6 protein-coding genes, 1 other RNA gene and 1 pseudogene are annotated in these 17799 nt (G+C 65.8%); all 8 read right to left on the reverse strand.

All coding sequences use genetic code 11. The annotated features are described in order from the left end of the window. Positions 1-2097 (reverse strand): annotated as a pseudogene (locus ACXR2W_RS05335) (hypothetical protein); the annotation flags it as partial. Between the two features lie 351 nt (positions 2098-2448). Continuing rightward, complete coding sequence (recR, locus tag ACXR2W_RS05340; RefSeq protein ID WP_458812953.1) at positions 2449-3045, reverse strand: recombination mediator RecR; 597 nt, start codon at positions 3043-3045, stop codon at positions 2449-2451. A gap of 42 nt (positions 3046-3087) precedes the next feature. Further along, positions 3088-6702, reverse strand: coding sequence for a DNA polymerase III subunit gamma and tau (locus ACXR2W_RS05345; RefSeq protein WP_458812955.1), 3615 nt, complete (start codon positions 6700-6702; stop codon positions 3088-3090). Between the two features lie 71 nt (positions 6703-6773). Then, positions 6774-8243 carry a phytoene desaturase family protein gene (locus ACXR2W_RS05350; protein WP_458812957.1) on the reverse strand — a complete coding sequence of 490 codons (1470 nt, stop codon included), beginning with the start codon at positions 8241-8243 and terminating at the stop codon, positions 6774-6776. A 114-nt stretch (positions 8244-8357) separates the two neighbouring features. After that, on the reverse strand, positions 8358-11342 hold the full coding sequence (locus tag ACXR2W_RS05355) for a choice-of-anchor G family protein (RefSeq protein WP_458812959.1): 2985 nt from the start codon (positions 11340-11342) through the stop codon (positions 8358-8360). A gap of 258 nt (positions 11343-11600) precedes the next feature. Continuing rightward, the gene (locus tag ACXR2W_RS05360; protein ID WP_458812961.1) at positions 11601-14636 is read right to left on the reverse strand and encodes a fibronectin type III domain-containing protein; all 3036 of its coding nucleotides are present in this window, start codon (positions 14634-14636) and stop codon (positions 11601-11603) included. Between the two features lie 84 nt (positions 14637-14720). After that, positions 14721-14820, reverse strand: an RNA gene (ffs, locus tag ACXR2W_RS05365) — signal recognition particle sRNA small type. Between the two features lie 20 nt (positions 14821-14840). Further along, a complete protein-coding gene (locus ACXR2W_RS05370) occupies positions 14841-17792 on the reverse strand; it encodes a fibronectin type III domain-containing protein (protein WP_458812963.1) in 2952 nt (983 codons plus the stop codon). Positions 17793-17799: the final 7 nt, after the last annotated feature.

The following is a 17799-nucleotide window of genomic DNA, read 5'->3' on the forward strand; positions in this document are numbered from 1 at the left end:
GATGCGTTGGGCCCCGTTGTAGAGCCGTTGTTCGCGCCCCACGTCGAGGGGGTTGTAGTCTTCGTCGACGGTGACGTATACGACGCCGGCGTTGCAGCGCTGCTTGGCGACGACCGCGTCGGAAGTGATGGTGAGGCCGTCCTCGTACCAGGCGACCACCCCGACCGGGTCCGCGGGAGCCGCTGGTGTTGTGGTCGTGGCGCCCGTTGCAGCGGTTTCGGCGTGAGCGTCGCCCTGCGCGCCCGGCGTCTGTGAGCCCGGCGACTGTGGGCCCGGTGCCTGTGGGCCCGGCGACTGCGTATCCGGCGTCTGCGTGCCTGTAGCTTGCTGCGCCTCGGGGGTGGTGCCGCGGGCTGCCTGCCTGGCGGTCTTCTTCCCGGCCTTGGCGGCCTTGGTGGCTTTCGCGGCTGCCTCGGCGGCGCGGGCTTCGGCCTGTTCGGCGAGGTATGCTTCACGGTTCACGACCTGCACCACCCGCACGCCCACCTGCCTCGTACCGAACACGGTCTGCTGGTCGGCGACCGCGCCCGACTGGAGCAGATCGATGAGCAGGTCGTGCGAGATCTGGTGGTGGCTGCGCTCGTCTTGCGCGAGTTCGTCACCCGCGGCCTGCTCTGCCGGGTCGATGAAGCGGGGCCCGCCGCGGCGGGGGCGCAGCGCGCTCGCAAAGATCGTCTGAATCCACGCCCCCGCGTCATCGTCACAGGTGAGGCGGGCATGGAACTGCCCATTCGGGTCCGTCCACCACCGAAACGAACGCGCCTCATACCGCTCGTTACGCCGCAGCGTCGCCCCCTCCGGGTCGAGGAGATCACGAATCGCTCGTGCCTGGCGGCGCAGCTCTTCCACCCGAGTGTGCTGGGCCGCCTCGATCAGGTCGAGCCCGGCCTGCCACCACAGCACCAGCAGGGCTGCTTCACACCGGCCCGCGCACGCGTCTGCTTCACCATCTGCGGCTGCGGCTGCGTTTGCCGCTGCCGCTGCCTCTGTGTCAATAGCGGTAACGGTCCCAGCGATCGCCGCGGAATCCGCGGCCGTGGTGGGGGCGGTGTTAGTGGCGTCTCCGGTGGCGGAGAGCGTTGCAGGGTCCTGCTGATACTGGGGAGTGTGGAGGGCCGAGTAGGCTGCCGTGTGGAACGCACACGCCGGCATTACCTGGGTATTGCTGTTTGCCGCGGCACCAGGCGTTGCGGTGCCAGTCGCAGCACCCGCAGTAGTATCTACGGTTTGTGCGTCTCGTGCGGGAGCACACGGCGGGGCGCCGAGGCCCTGCCTGATCGCATCGTTTTGCGGGTCGGTGAGCCGGTCACGCGACACGGCCCGGTCAAGCACCGTGTGCCACGGCACCGCCAACACCAGCATGGCCTCCGCCGCAGCAGCCTCAGCCGCCGCAGCTTCAGCGTCCATACCGGCAGCGCTGTCACCGCCAGCACCGTCACTGCTTTCACCGCCATCGATGTCTCCACCGCTGTCGCTGGCTTCGCGTGCGAGCCTCGCCAACGCTTCACGCTGCTCACGCGCCTCACGCTCCGCCGTCTCGCCAGCGAGCATGCTCTGGCCCACCCGCACCTTGCGAGACGCTTCACCCCACGAACTCCCCGTGAGGTGCTGCATCATCTCAACACCCGTTTTGAAACCACTCGCCTGCGCCACCCCGGGCTGCCCGGCACGTTTCACCGACCGGCTTCCCACCGCCCCGGCACTGAGTACCTCCAGCTCAGAACACTTGCGCATCACCTGAGCCACGATCTTCGCGAAATCACTCGCCCCCTCGCCGGTGAGCGCGTTCACGACCGTACGCGCGTCAGCGCCAGGGCAGTCGGCCGGAAACAAGGACTGCACGTGCGCCATAAGCTGCACGATCTCGTCACACTTCGCCTGCATCCCCAACCCACCAGCAGCACCCACGCCGGCGCCCCCTACAGCATCCGCCACAGGGGGCACTGCCGACTCATCAGTCACCCCCGCAGCAGCGCTCATGCCTGAAACACCGGCCGCGGCCGGGGCGTTCGAGCCCGCATCAGTGCCCTCGCTCGCAGCCTCAGTGAAGAGGCCCGAGAGGGGTTCTTCGTGCTGTGGTGAGGGTTTGGCTTCCATACCCTATTGTCTCACGAATCGTAGATTTATTCGAGTGAAGTTATCCACAGATTTGACGTAATCACGCCAATTTTTCGTCGAAACAGGGGGCTGTGGACGACTCGATTAGGCACTGCTTGAACGGTGCGAGTGGAGTCGTTGGGTGTGGGTAGATGTGTAGATCGGTGTTGTAGGCAGTTGTTGTGCGTCGGCATGAATTCCGCGGCTCGCGGCATTGTGAACACCTTCACGGCCGGCACGAAGCACCGACGCTTTCTGAGTCCTACGTGCACTCAGATGGGACAGGAGGGATGACGACGAAAGGGCCGCAGGAGCTTACGACGTTCGCAGCGTAACGGACAGTGGAGATCCCTAATCGACCTTGCGGCGGCCCTCGAATGCGCGGCCCAGTGTCACTTCGTCGGCGAACTCGAGGTCCCCGCCCACTGGCAGGCCTGAGGCCAGCCGAGACACCGGCACCTCGATTGCCGTCAGCAGGCGCGACAGGTAGGCGGCGGTCGCTTCGCCTTCGAGGTTCGGGTCGGTCGCGATAATCACTTCTTTGATGTCGGCGTCACCGATCCGGCGCATGAGAGCGGGGATCGAAAGATCATCGGGGCCGATCCCGTCGATGGGGCTAATAGCCCCGCCGAGCACGTGGTAAAGCCCGCGAAATTGCCTGGTGCGTTCGATGGCGACGACATCCTTCGACTCCTCGACGACGCAAATGAGCGTTTGATCGCGCCGCGGGTCGCTGCAGATTGAGCAGCGCTCGCTTTCGGTAATGTTGCCGCACACCTCGCAGAAGCGCACGCGCTCGCGCACCTCGGTGAGTAGCTCGGCGAGGCGTGAGACGTCAAAGTTCTGCGTCTGCAGAATGTGAAATGCAATGCGCTGGGCCGATTTCGGCCCGATGCCGGGGAGCCTGCCGAATTCGTCGATCAGGTCTTGCACAATGCCGTCGTACACGGGCATCCCTTCGCTAAGTGGTGTGGTGAGGTACGCGCGCCGCTAGTCTTGCGGTCGCGGCTGCGCGAGCGGCAGCTCCTCGACGAACCGCGCGCCCAACGTCTCGCGCACGACGGCTTCACCGTAGCGCGTGAATGTCGGGGCCGCTGCGCGCTTGGCGCTTGGCGGTGCTGTTGTTTGAGCTGCGGGTTCGGCTGCCGGGGTTTCAGCGGGCATGGGCGCAGACTCAGGTGCTGACACGGGCGTTTCGTCGACGGCTGGAGTAGTAGCAGCAGGTGCAGGTGCAGGTGCAGGTGCAGGTGCAGGTGCAGGTGCAGGTGCAGGTGCAGGTGCAGGTGCAGTCTGTGACGCGTACGGATCGTCGTAGTCGTCGAAGCTTGGCTCCCCCGCATACGGATCGTTCGCATACGGATCGTCACGATAGCTCTGGGGCGTCGGCGTCGCAGCGGGCGCTGAGGGCACCTCGACTGCGGCTGCCATCGGCTCTTCTGCGGGCGCCTCAACGAATGACTCAGGTACTGAAACTGAATCAGAAACCGATGTTGACTCGAGCACAGGTGCAGACGCAGACGCAGACGCAGGCGCAGGCGCAGGTACTGCAGTCGGTTCCGCACTCGCGGGCGCTTCAAAAGCAGGCGCCGCCGGAGCTGTCGGAGCCGCCGGAGCTCTCGGAGTCTCAGGAGCTGTCGGAGTCGCCGGAGCCGAAGTGGCGTCTACAGGCATCGACCCTGGCTGCTGTGGTTGAGCTTGCCGAGCATCCTGCGAGGGAGACTGAGCCTGAGACTGAGCCTGAGACTGAGCCTGAGCCTGAGACTGCCGCGGCTGTTCCGCGGTCTGCACGGGCTCTTGAACCTCGGGCTTCAGTTCGGCCCAGGCCGGAGCAGCCATCGCTGGCCCCAGTGCGCTCAGGCGGGCAGCAGCTCGCGCGACGGGGTCGTCATGCGCGGCCGCTGTCGCTGCGCCCTGTGCCGCATGCTGATTCGTCGCGAGAGCGCTGGCCTGGCCCCGGTCCTGGCGCTGGCCCCGGTCCCGGTCCTGGCCCTGGCCCTGGCCCTGGCCCTGGCCCTGGCCCTGGCCCTGGCCCTGGCCCTGAGCCTGAGTCGGGCCCTGGGACTGAGGCGCGATTGGGCCCGCTCGGTGAGGCTCCTCTGCTGCGGGGTCGGCCACTTCGCGCGCCTGCCCAGGAGCCGCGGCTGGTGCCTGTCCCTGCGGAATCTGGCGCGGCTGGTACTTCACCGACACCCCAACGGCCGACAGGATCGCCTCGCGAAGCGGGCCAGAACCCGCCACCTTGAACGTTTCGAGGTCTGACCGCGAGGCGAAGCCGACAGCGAGCAGGTCACCCTCGAGTGACAGCGGCTGCACGACCTTGACGGCGTTCCAAGCAGCACGATCTTGTTCGAGGATCTCCTCGAGCAGGTCGGGCCACACCTCGAGCAAATCATTGAAATCACCCGCGAGCGACTCTGACTCGTCATAACCCTCATCTGTCCCAGGCGCGTCGGTTCCCATGACAGGAGCCGGCGGCTGCTGGGCGGGGCCCGTGTGCTGCGCCGGATCGGTGCCCTGCGCTGGCTGAGTGCTCTGTGCCGGATCGTTGTGCGCTGCGTGTGCTGACTGCTGACCGGGGGCGACGGGAAGCCCGGCGCTTCCCGCAGCTTGCGCTGCAGGCGCCACCGCGGGCGCTAGCTTCTGCGCGCTCGGAGCGGGTGTAGTCGGCTCTGTGCCGATGCTGGCGATCTGTGCAGCGCTCAAAATGTCAGAAATCGGTCGGCCGAACGCCGCCGCACCCTCATTCGGGTGCGGTTGTCCTGGCGCCTGCGCCGCTGGAATGGGTGAAGCTGGCGTCTGTGCGACCGGAGTAGCAGGAGCCTGCGCGACCGGAGCCTGCGCGACCGGAGCCTGCGCGACCGGAGCCTGTGCAACTGGAGCCTGCGCAACCGGAGCCTGCTCTGCAGGAGCCGGCGCGGCTGGAGTCTGCACGGCTGGAGTCTGCGCGGCTGGAGTCTGCGCGGCAGGACCAGTCTGATCTGGCGCGGCCTGCGGTGTACCAGCGGTGTCTTCACGCAAGAAGTCGCGCACCGAGGCAGCAGTCTGAGCCGCATTCGGCGTAGTGCTTGCGCCAGCGTCTGGTGCCTGTACGGCTTGCGCCGGCTGCACCGTTTGACCCGGCTGGTGCACGGGAGCTGCCTGAGCGGGCTGCACAGGTTGCTGCTGCATCTGCTGCACCGGCTGGACCGGCTGCTGCGGGGTCGCCTGCTGTGTGACGGCGCTGCGCGCAGCGGCGAGCGCCGAGATCGGATCGACGGCGGGTGCTGCGGGCACCTGCGCTGCGGGCACCTGCGCGATGGGCGGCTGAGCAGCGGGCACCCGAGCAGCAGGCACGGCGGGCGTCATTGGCGCGGCCTGACCGGGGGCCTGAGCACGCTGCTGACCGAACTGGGCTGGCACCTGCTGCTGCGCAAACCCACCACCAGCACCACCGTCAGCGCCAGCACCGACACCGACACCGACACCGACACCAGCGCCACCGCCAACCACGCCACGCATGTTATCGAGCGCGACGAGCGCGCGCGCGATCATCAGTTCGAGCTGCAGCTTGGGGGCGGTAGCGCCGATCATGCGATCGAGCGTCTCGCTCGTGACATCGGCGATACGTGACAACTCGCCAGGCGCAAAGCGCTGCGCCTGCTCAAACATGCGTGTCAGCTGGTCTTGAGGTACCCCGCGAAACACAGCCGCTGCTCCCTCAACCGAGGTGGCGCTCACGACAATGAGGTCACGCAACCGCTCGAGCAGGTCTTCCACGAAACGGCGCGGGTCTTGCCCCGTCTGCACGACACGGTCGGTCGCCTGGAACGCGGCCGCGGCGTCGTGCGCACCAAACGCGGTAACCACTTCGTCAAGCAGCTCGCCGCCCGTGAATCCGAGAAGCCCGGCTGCTCGCTCTGCCGTGACAAACGGTCCCTCAGAGCCGGCAATGAGCTGGTCCAAGATCGATAGCGTGTCGCGCACCGACCCGCCGCCTGCACGCACGACGAGCGGCAGCACCCCAGGCTCGACCTGTACTCCCTCTGAGTCACACAGCGACTGTACGTAATCGATGAGAGTGCCCGGCGCGATCAGCCTGAACGGGTAGTGGTGGGTGCGCGAGCGAATCGTGCCGATTACTTTCTCGGGCTCGGTTGTCGCAAACACAAACTTGACGTGTGGCGGCGGCTCTTCGACGATCTTGAGCAGCGCGTTAAACCCGGCCGAGGTCACCATGTGGGCCTCGTCGATGATGAAGATCTTGAACCGATCGCGCGCGGGCGCAAATACGGCGCGCTCACGCAGGTCGCGCGCGTCTTCGACGCCGCCGTGGCTGGCCGCGTCAATCTCGACGACGTCGAGCGAGCCACCGCCGTCGCGGCTGAGCTCGATGCAGCTCGGGCAGGCACCGCACGGGGTGTCGGTGGGACCCTCGGCACAGTTGAGGCAGCGCGCCAAAATACGCGCCGACGTGGTCTTGCCGCAGCCACGCGGGCCACTAAATAGGTATGCGTGACCGATACGCCCCGTGCGCAGGGCTGTCATGAGCGGATCAGTCACTTGGGACTGACCGATCATCTCAGCGAAGGACTCTGGCCGATAACGGCGATACAGTGCGGCAACCACGACTCCATGCTACCCGCGGCCACCGACACCCACGTGACTTATTCACAGGCCGCCTACCCGCGGCAAGTTATTCACAGGCCTAGGCGGGGGGCCTGCAACCCGTACTCGCGCTTCAACGCTGCTTTCGCCGCGTACCACCCCGAGAGCCCGTGCACGCCGGGGCCCGGCGGCGTCGACGACGAACACAGGTACAGTCCCTTCACGGGCGTGCGCCACGGCTCGGGCGATAGCGTGGGACGCGCCACCAGCTGCGGCAGTGTCACCGCCCCAGCACTGAAATCGCCGCCGTGATAGTTACGGTTATAACTCGCGAGCTCCGCCGCCGTCGTCATTTTGACGGCCACGATCCGGTCCCTAAAACCGGGCGCGTAACGCTCAATCTGCGCGATCACACGCTCGGTCACATCGAACGAAGATCCCGCTGGCACGTGAGTGTAGCTCCAAACTGCGTTGGCGCCTGGGGCATTTCGATCCGGATCAAAGCGCGTCGGCTGTGCGAGCAGCACGTAGGGCCGCTCAGGGTGCGCGCCGCGCGCCACCGCGGCCTCGGCGCGTGCCGCCTCAGCACGCGAGCCGCCCAGGTGCACGGTGGGCGTCTCGGCCACCCGGGGGTCGTGCCACGGGATTGGGCCGTCAAGTACGAAGTCGACCTTGGTGGCGCCGTCGCCGTACCTGAACCGGCGCAGCGCCCTCGCGTAGCGGGCGGGCAGCCTGGCGCCTGCGATGTTGGCGAGGCCGCGGGCCGAGGTGTCGAAGAACACGGTCGAGTAGCCGTCGAGCTCGCGCACGTCGTCGATCGCGTGACCGGTTTCGATGCGACCGCCGTGGGCGAGCAGGTCTTGCTCGAGCGCGTGCGCGATGCTGCGAGAGCCGCCGATCGGCACAGGCCAGCCACGGGCATGGCCGAGCGCCCCAAGCATCATTCCGACCGCCGCGGTGGCGAGGTTAGGCATGCGCCCGATACTGTGGGCGGCAACGCCCGAGACGAGGGCGGGGGCCGCCTCCTCGCGAAACCTGAGGTTCCAGAATGGTGAGCCCTGTTCGCCTGTGCGCAGCGCCGTCGCGATCGCGGCGAGGGGATCCCGCGGAAAGCGCAGCATGCTACCACCCCACGCGAAATCGACGGCACCCTCGAGGCGCTGCAGGATCGGGGCGTAGAGTTTTGCGTATGCGCGCCCGTCTCGGCCAAGCTCGTGGGCCGTGCGGGCAAGATCGCGGTAGGCGATCGCGGCGCGGCCGTCTGGGCTGCCTCCGTCTCTGTCGAGCGGGTTCGCGTATGACGCTTCGGGGACCGCGAACTCGATGCGCTTCTCGAGCTCGAACTCCCTGAAGAACCCCGTGGCGAGCGCGGTGGGGTGAATCGCCGAGCACACATCGTGCAGCACGCCGGGCGCAACCAACTCGGTGGTGCGGGTGCCACCGCCGATCGTCTCAGCCGCCTCGTACACCGTGACGGGCACGCCCGCGCGCGAGAGAGTCACCGCCGCGGCGAGCCCGTTGGGGCCTGATCCGATTACTGCTGCACCGTTAAGAGCTGCCATGGTTACACCCTATTGCCTAGCGGGTTTGAGCAGGCTCACTGCGGGCAGACGTGCGAGACCGCCGCGGGGCTGTGGGGCTCCGCGGCGGTCTCGTGTGAGGTGTTTCGTGTCGAACTACTTCTTGGGGATCACCTTGTTCCAGTAGTCGTCAACGAGGCGCTCGATGAACGCCGCCATAGCCTCGCGGCTGAGCGTGTTCTTCGGGCGGTACTCGTAGCCAGCATCGACGCGGTAACCGCCTGACAGCTTCTCCTCGCCCATCCACGTGATCTCGCGGTAGAACTTCGTCGAGGGAGTGACGTCGATGAATTTTGACGTACCCGGCGTGTAGTTCGTCGGTGCATTCATACGGAAGATGAACGCGGCCATCGCGTCACGATCAAGCTTCGTGCCGGGGCGGTACGTGCCGTCGGCGTAACCCGTTGACGTGCCCGACTCCTTCATCCACATAATCTCGCGGTAGAACTTGTGGTTCGTCTTCACGTCCTTGAACAGCGACTTCTCGGGAGCCTTGTAGTTCTTTGGCGCCTGCATACGGAAGATGAACGCTGCCATCGCCTCACGCGTCATATCTGCGCTTGGGCGGTACTCGTGGCCTCCCGTCACCTTCCAACCCGTCGACAGCTTGGTGCAGTGCATCCAATCAATCTCGGGGTAGAACTTGTGACTCGTAGCAACGTCGAGGAACGGCGAGTTTGCGCGCGGCTTCTTCACGTCACACTTGCCCGGGTTGGGCGGTGTGGGCGTGCCCGAAGCGTTCGACGATGCACTCGCGTTGGCTGCGACCGCCGCCGCAGCATTCGCGGTCGCCGACTGCGATGCGGTGCCCGAAGCGTTCGAGTCTGAGTCGGCCTTCGAGTGCGCTGCCGCCTGCGCAGCCGCCTTTGAGCTGCCACTCGAAGACGTCGATGCGTTCGTCGATGCGTTCTGCGTGGCTGCGGCCTTCGCCGCCGACTGCGCATTGGCAGTTGCCTTTGCACTGGCTGTTGTCTGCGCATCTGCCGTTGCAGCTGCCTGCGCAGCCGCGTTAGCCTTCGAATCGGCCGACGCAGACGCCGAGGCGTTCACGTTGGCGTCTGCTTGCGCAGCCGGATTCGCCGTCGAAGTACCGCTCGTCGTACCGCTTGCTGCCGCATTGCTCGACGCATTGGTTGACGCCGTAGCCTGCGCCGCGGCCTTCGAGGAGGCGCTCGCGTTAGCGTCGGCCTGAGCTGTGCCCTTCGCGTTCGACGCGCTGTTGGCCTGCGAGTTCTGCGAAGCAGTAGCCGCGGCCTGCGCTGAACTGTTTGCCGACGAGGTTGCGTTGTTCGACGCGTTAGTCGAAGCGTTCGTCAGGGCCGCCGACTTCGCAGCCGCGTTCGCATTGGTGGTCGCCTGTGCCTGCGCCGACGTCGAGTTGTCTGCCATCGCCGCGGCCTGCGCGGCTGCGGTAGCCGCTGCATTCGTCGTTCCGCTCGTGTTCGCAGACGCTGAGGCGGCAGCCGACGCCGAGGCATTCGTGTTCGCGCTACCCGGCGGGGTCGCATCAAACTTGTGCTTGACCGTCGACGAGGCCAGTTCGACCTTTGCGGCCCCACTCGTTCCAACAGGCAAGAGGGTGATCGCGAGGGCCCGCACCGTCTTGCTCGACGTACCCAGGTCACCCGATTGTTGCTCGTTCACCTTGATCGTCAGGAGCTTATTCAGAGTGTTTAGCACGGGACCCAAATCAGCCACAGTACTAGCGACGACGGGGTTAAGCGCACTCGTCACGTTTCCGTTCACTGTGGTGAGCAGAGTGCCGATAGGGGTCGTGAGGTTGTCAGTGAGCAAGCCAAGCACTGGCTCTGTGATCGTATCGAGAAGGTCATTAATGCCCAGGATGTTGAGAATAATTCCAAGAAGAGAGGGGTTCTCATTCGAGATCTTCACCGTTGGTGAGCCAGGTACTACTCCTGTGAGCTGCCCCAGCTGAGCCTCGACCGTAATGGTCTCGTCCACTGCCGACGCACCGAGCGCACTCAATTCGACGGGCAGAGTGAGCGTCACGCTCAGGTTATTGACCAGGTCGGTGACAGCAGTCGACGCCTTGCCGGTGAGTGTTCCGAGGGCGTCGGTAACTGCCGCAGAGATCTTGCCGAGTGTCACAGAGTCGAGCACCTCGGTGTTGGCGGGCAACCCGTTCAGGTCGCCACCCGCCACGACCTTCGCGAGGTTCACGCTGATCATGCCGGTCTCGAGGCTGATGCTCACGATCCCGTTCGAGTCAACAAGCGGTGTCGCAATCAGTGTGTCGGTGACATCTTCGATCGCCTGGTCGAGACCGTCGATGGCGATCGTTCCACCCGATAGCTTCAAAGTCAGCACGCTCAGAAGACCCGTCCCGATTTTGAGCTCAGGCAGGCCCGCAACTACAGACCCGAGTGCGCCCCCCGTTCCAACTGCTGTATTCAGCGTCGTGCCGACCCCGTCAAGAGCAGTGTCAAGCGTTGTCGCCACCGTGCCCACCGCGGGGCTATGAAGGTTAAGGTCTGCGCCCGCCACCATGTACTGGGTCACGGGAGTCGCGCTCGCAGCGGTGCCGCTCGCTGTCGAGCCGAGGGCTCCAATTTCTAGGCTTGCCTGATCAAGCACGGCTTGCCTCACCTGCGCCCCGAGTGCCTGCTCGATGAGCGCGCTTACGTCGAGCGATGCTGGCTCAAACGTGCTGGGCACAGCTGCAGGGCTCAGCAGCACCGAACCGTCGTCGCCCACGACACCGGCCGATGACGTCGAGACGCTCTGGTACGGCGAGTCTGCGTAGGCCTTCATCGCGCCAAGATCACCAAGATCTAGCAGCCCAGGTGTACCGGGCTTCGCGATCAACGGGATGCTCACCCCTCCCAAGTTGAGAATCTCGTTTTCGAGAAGACTCACGTCGACGGTCGCGCTTGGAGTACCGGTCTGCCCGCTTGCCTTCCACTCGGTGAAAGCGCTTGCCGCTCCCACCGCAGAATTTGTGCTGAGCCCTAAGTTGAGCGCGTGGCCGTGCGCCGCCGACACTGAGCTCGTCGTCTTGCTGTCTGCGCTGGCGGCCGGTGCGATCAGCGCTGTCGCCACCATCGCGACGCTCGCTGCCACGGCGCCAGCGCCAAGCACTCTCTTACCTTTTTGCCGTCGTCTCAATTGCTGATTTGTGGCGTCCACAATGATCCCCCCTTGGATCGTTCCCCCAAAGAACACCAACCAAACGGCACTCATCATTGTGAGAATGCACGTCGATGCCCCTGCTACCAGATAGTAGACGCGATGTTAGAGAAAGAAAAGACACGAATGCTCCGGCGCTTTTCGCACCGGAGCATTCGTGTCTTTACAGGGCCTTCAGATACTCAACTGGGCTTAGCGACGGCGCTGTGCGCGCCGCAGCACAAGGGTTGCCGCACCCAGCACAAGCAAGACGCCAGCGCCCGCATAGAGCGGAGTCAGGGCTGCACCGCCGGTACGGGCCAGCCCTGCTCCCGCAGCGCTACCGTTAGCACCGGCACCGGCACCGGCACCGGCACCAGCACCAGCACCGCCTGTGCCGGCGCTAGCCTGCGCCGGCGCTGTCTTCACCAGCATCGAAGCAGTCGATGCCACGTCGGCCGAATTCATGGCATCCACAAACACGGTGTACTCGGTGCCAGGGGTCAGCCCCTTGAACGTGTAGCTCGTGGTTCCCGCGGGCAGCTTCACCGGCACCATCGCGGCGCCAGAGCCAGCACGGTTCGCCCCGTCGACAGCATCAGCTGAGGCGGTTGACGGCTGCACGGGCACGGCCCGCACGAGGTAATGATCCGGCGCAGCCTGTTCACCCCAGCTGACCGAGGCCGTACGCGAGGTCGCCTTCACGAGCGCGAGGTCGCGTGGCGCCTCAGCCTTCGTGCGTGCGCTGAGCGTCGATTCTGACTCGGCCCCCATGTCACCCGTGGCAACAAGCCGCAGCATGTACGGATGGTTCGACTTGAGCTCCTTGAACGTGTGATTCACCGCGTCACCCGGCAGCTCAGCCGTCGCGACAGCACCAGCGCCCGCGCCCTCGCTCGCTTCATCGTAGAGTTCGAGCGTGAGCGACGCAGCGTGCTCGATCTGGCCCCAGGTGAAGCCCAGCTCGGTCGCCCCCACAGTCTTGACACGCAGTTCACTAGCGGCGGCCGGGGTGTCGGGCAGCGATTCAAGCAGGTTGACCGCGTTTACCATTCCGGCACCAAACACGTACGTGTCCTCCCACCCAAAAGCGGTGTAGGGGTTCACGGGCCCGCCATCTGCGGTGCCGCGCGCGGTGCTCCCGAGCAGCTCAGCGAGCTTGGCCTGTTCGATGCCCGGTGCGCGCTGCAGAGCGAGCGCCGCCACCGCCGCCGCGTTGGGGGCCGCGGCAGAGGTACCAGTGAACCGATAGATGGGGTTGCCGGCGCTGTCCTCTTCCTCGTGCCCGAAGAACGTCGTCTGGGTCCCGTCGACCGCGGTCACGTTGGGCGAATCCATACGCTGGGCTGTTGCATGACGCGGCGCTGGCTCAGCTATTTCAAGGCTCACACCTTCAAAGACCATGGTGGTAGGCCCGAGCGAGCTATAGTCACGCATCTTCGTGGGTTCGTCCCAGTGCGCGGCAGCCACACCGATGGCCGTGCCGTCGCCCGAGTGACCGAGCACGCTCTCGCCTACCCAATCGGTGGCGTCGGCCCCCAGCGTGCGATTGCCCATGAACTGGCGCGAAGCTATCGCTCCAGCACCCTGTTGAAACCCGAGGTACACGGCGGGCTTGCTGCCTTCGACGTGCCCGGTGCGCACAAACACCATGCACATTTCAGAGCCGCTTGCGACTTCCAACTGCCCGAACAGGTTGGGGTAGAGGTTCATGCCGTTGGGCAACGTGCCGCCAAACTGCGGAATCTTGGCTATCACCTCGGGAGTCGAGTTCGTCGTGCACGAGTCGTAAAAGTGCAGTTCGTATTCGGTCGTGCTACCAAAGATTGGCTCTGCGATCGATGCCAGTGGCAACAGCTCGAGGTCGCGCGGGGTGCTCGTTGACTTGAGCTGCAACACGTCAAATGCTTGATCGTTCGAGGGGTCTGGGTCAAAGTCGAGGCAGTCGGTGCCCACTGGCAGCGGTTCGTCGTCGACGCCCGAGGTCACCCACGCGGGGCAGTCTGTCGCGCGGTAGCTCTTGGTCTGCCACGACGCCACCGGGGCTCCGGTCGCTGGCCCCTCGGTTGCTACGCCGTTCGCGTTGCCGCCCGCAGAAAGCGTGAGTGCACCGTAGTTGTCTTTGACGTATTCGTAGGCCTGCGAGATGAAGCCTCGCTGGTACATCGGCTCGGTGTAATACCCAATATCGTCGACGATAATGTCTGCACCCGCCTCGGCGAGCGCAATAATGTTGTTCGCCATACCGACGTCTGAGCCGCCCGAACTCGCGAACAGAATGCGCGCACCGGGCGCAATGCCGTGTACGAGCTGCGCCATGCCGCGGCCCTCGTCTGATGCTCCTGGGCGCCCCTCATCGAGAATCTCAACCGACGCCTCAAAACCACAGGGGTTGCCCGGCCCGGGAAGCGCGCCCGACGCCACGTCTTGGGCCCAAGACGTAGGCAAAGTGGTGCGTGCAAACGAGTCAGACACGATACCGACCGTAACCCCTGTGCCATCGACGCCAAACCGATCGCGCGCTTCGGCGCTGCCGAGCGGACCGTCGGCCTCTACGGGCACGGGAAAGCAGCTGTCGCTCGCCGCTGCGACGGGCTTGTCTGTACTCGGAAGCACTGAGCGCAGCGCGCTCGCCTGCGCGCCTACGCCTACCTGCGCGCCTACCTGGGCACCCTGGCGCGCGGGCGCGAGCTGCGGGATCACGCTCGTGATGCCCGGCACGCTCGCGAGCTCCTTCAAGCGCTCGGGCACCACCCACGCCGACACGCCCGGAATGGGCGCGAGGCTCTCGCCCACCTCTGCCATGTCGCCGATCAGCTGCTCGGCGGTGTCGACCGCTGCGTCGAACAGCACCATGACGCCCAATCGCCCGGCAGCATCGTAGACCAGGCTGCCGCCCGCACCGCTCGCTGCCCCCACCGGCACCTGCGCTGCGATCGCCTGCTCGCTGGTCGCGCCCGCGGCGACCGCCGCCGCGACCGCGTCGCCCAGGCCAGAACCGGTGACGCTCTGTGGCGGATCTGGCTGCGACACTTGGTCACCGGCTGGCTGATCTTGCTCGCCCGTCTGCTCGCCCGCCTGCTCGCCCGCCTGCTCGCCCGCGGATTGATCCTGCTCGCTTTGCGCCGGATCGGGCTGGGTCTCACCCGGTGCCGTAGGTAGCGCGTGGCCCGCCGCCGGTAGCGTTAGCAGTAGCGCTAACGGAATGGCGGCGCACGCAGCTAAGGCGCGCCTGTGTTTTTGCAGCATGAAGCTCCCCGTTCAACATTGAATGACTACATAGCAAAACATAGACATCATACAAGTTGAACGGCGTACACACAGAGTTTTTGAAAAGAAAAGACCCCCCATGTACCCGGTAGAGCCCGGCTACCCTTGCTACGTTTCCGTCCTGGGGGAGTTTACCGAGATACCGCCACATGGGGGGCTCGTTTAGTCTAGCGGAATCCTTCGCTACGGCGAATTCGTGTCGCCCGCCGTGTCGCGCGCGGTGCTTTCATCGGTACCTTCGGCCGAGGTGGCACGCCGCCGCCTGCGCAGCTGCACAAGCAACAGCGCCGCCGCCGCCAGCACGAGCAGCACGCCGCCACCGACGAGCAGCGGGGTGAGGTCGTTGCCGCCCGTATGCGCGAGCCCAGACTTGTTCGCGCCCGCGGTACCGCTTGCGGCCGCCTTCGGCCCCTGCGTCTTCGCCTTCACGGTCGCGCTCGAAGAGACCCCAACGGTGTTGACCGCCTCAACAATCACCTCATACTCGGTGCCCGCGGCGAGCGCCGTGAACTCGTACCCGGTGCTACCGGCGTTAAGCTCCACGGGTGCTACGAGGCCCGCGGTCGGGGCGTCGCCCTGCGCGTTCTCGCCCGGCACTGCGCCGTCACTCTGCACCATGTCACCCTTCATAGCCACGGCTTGCGCGACGGGCACGGCCCGCACCAAATAGTGATCCGGAGCAGCGTGCTCGACCCAGCTCACCGCGATCGTGCGGTCGGTCGTTTTCGCGACCGCGAGCTCAGCGGGCGCCTCGGCCTTGGTGTGAGCGCCGAGCGACGCCTCGGCGAGTGCACCCTGGGAGCCCTCAGCAACGAGACGCACCGTGTACCCGGTGTTTGAGGTGAGCCCCGTGAACGAGTGCGCCACCGCGTCACCCGCCAGCTCGACTGTCGCAACGGGGGTGGCGCCCGCGGTGTCGACACCAGCTGGGCTGTCCCCTGCGCCAGCGTAGAGCTCTACGGTGAGCGCTTCGGCCCGGTCGACCGGCGCCCAGGTGAAGTCAAGCGATGTCGCCTCGGCGCGCTTGAGCTGCAGTTCACCCGGAGTGGCTGGCCGCTCCGGCAGCGCTTCGAGCAGCCTGGTCGCGCTCACGAGCCCTGTTCCAAACACGTGGGTGTCTTCGAATCCGGCCGCCGTGTAGGGGTTCACAGGCCCGCCGTCTGCCGTGCCGCGCGCGGTGCTGCGCAGCAGGTCAGACAGTTCCGCCTGACCAATCGCAGGGGCCTGCTGCTTGGCAAGCGCCGCAACGGCCGCTGCGTTAGGGGCGGCCGCCGAGGTGCCATAGAAGCGGTACTCGGGCTCACTCGGCGTGCCCGAGTTCTCGCCAAAGAACGTCGTGAGTGTGCCATCAACCGAGGTCACCTGCGGTGACGACACGATCTGCGGCGCGGGCAGGCGCGGCGCCGGGTTGGCCCCGTACGATTCTGCGACGCCTTCAAACAGCAGCGTGTTGGGCCCGAGCGAGCTGTAATAACGCATCTTTGTGGGCTCGTCCCAGTGCGCTGACGCAACACTCAGCGCGGTGCCGTCACCCAGGTGCCCAAAGGTGCTCTCACCAACCCAGTCGGTGGCGGCCGCCCCCAATTCGCGGTTGCCCATGAACTGACGCGACGCAATGCTTTCAGCTCCGGCTACTGTGCCCAGGTACACGGCGGGAGTCGAGCCAGCCTCAAACGACTTGCGCACCATCACCATGTACACCTCGCTACCCGAGGGAGCAATGACTTCGCCGACCAGCCCTGGGTAAAGCATGTTGCCGTTGCCCAGACCACCGCCCATTGATGCAATCGCGGCGAGCAGCTTTGGCTCGGCCCCACCCGCCTCGTAAAACTGCAGCTCATATGACGTCGTCACGCCAAAGATCGGCTCACCGATCGACGCGAGCGGCTGCATTGCGACGCTGCTACCGTCTCGGGTTGAACGCATCTGCAGCGTGTCATAGGCCTGGTCTACTGCAGGGTCCGGATCAAAATCGAGGCAGTCGGCGCCCGCGGGCAGTGGTTCGCCCGCCGCGTCCTGCGTCACCCAAGCGGGGCAGGTTGTTGCCCGGTACTTAGTCGTCTGCCACGACCCAACGGGATCACCCGCGTGCGGGCCGCTCGACGCGACACCGTTCATGTTGGCCGCGGCCGCGAGGTACATGACGCCGTAGTCTTCTTTCACCTGCTCGACCGTTTGCGAAATGAAACCGCGCTGGTAATACGGCTCGCTCATATACAAGATATCGTCGACAATAATGTCGGCGCCCGCCTCGGCGAGTTTCTCAATGCTCTCCGCCATGCCCACGTCTGAGGTGCCGTAGTCGGCAAACATCAACTTGGCCCCGGGTGCAATGCCGTGCACGAGCTGCGCCATGCCTCGACCCTCGTCGCTGCCACCTTCAGTTTCGTCAGACAGCACCTCGACGGGCGTCGTGTACCCGCACGGGTTATCGGGCCCCGGCAGCGCCCCCGAGGCGACATCATCTGCCCACGTCGTAACCGTCGCGTTCCTATTGAACGAGTCAGAAATAATGCCCACCGTGACGCCCGTGCCGTCTACGCCAAACAGCTCACGCGCTTCGGCGCTGTCGAGCGGAATGTCTGCCTCGATCGGCACCGGGCCGCACGAGTCTGCCTGCTTGACCGGAGCGGTCTTGGTCACAGGCGCCGCCTGCATCGCCCCGGCGTTCATCGGCGTGAGGGTGGGCGAGACGCTCGCAATACCCTCAATGCTCGCAAGCTCTTGCATACGCTCGGGGGCCACCCATGCCGCCACACCCGGCACCGGCGCGAGGCTCTCGGCAACCACCGCGACATCACCGATGAGCTGCTCGGCCGCGCCGGCGCCCGCCTCGATGAGCACCATCACACGCAACCGGCCCTCGGCGTCATAGCTGAAGCCGCCGCCTCGCGTGCTCGGCGCAACGCTCACCTCTGCCGCGATCTCTGACTCGGTCGTCGCGCCCGCGGCCACAGCCGCCACAACCGCGTCGCCCAGGCCCGATCCCGTCACGCTTGGCGCGGGCTCGCTCGGCCCCTGATCCGGAGCATCAGGCCCCGACGGGACCGCATTGGCGGTGCCCGGCAGCGCAAGCAGCAGGGCGAGCGGAATAGCGGCGCAAGCTGTGAGCGCGCGCCTCGGAATCTGCGGCATTGAAGCC

Source organism: Leucobacter faecis, assembly GCF_054456695.2.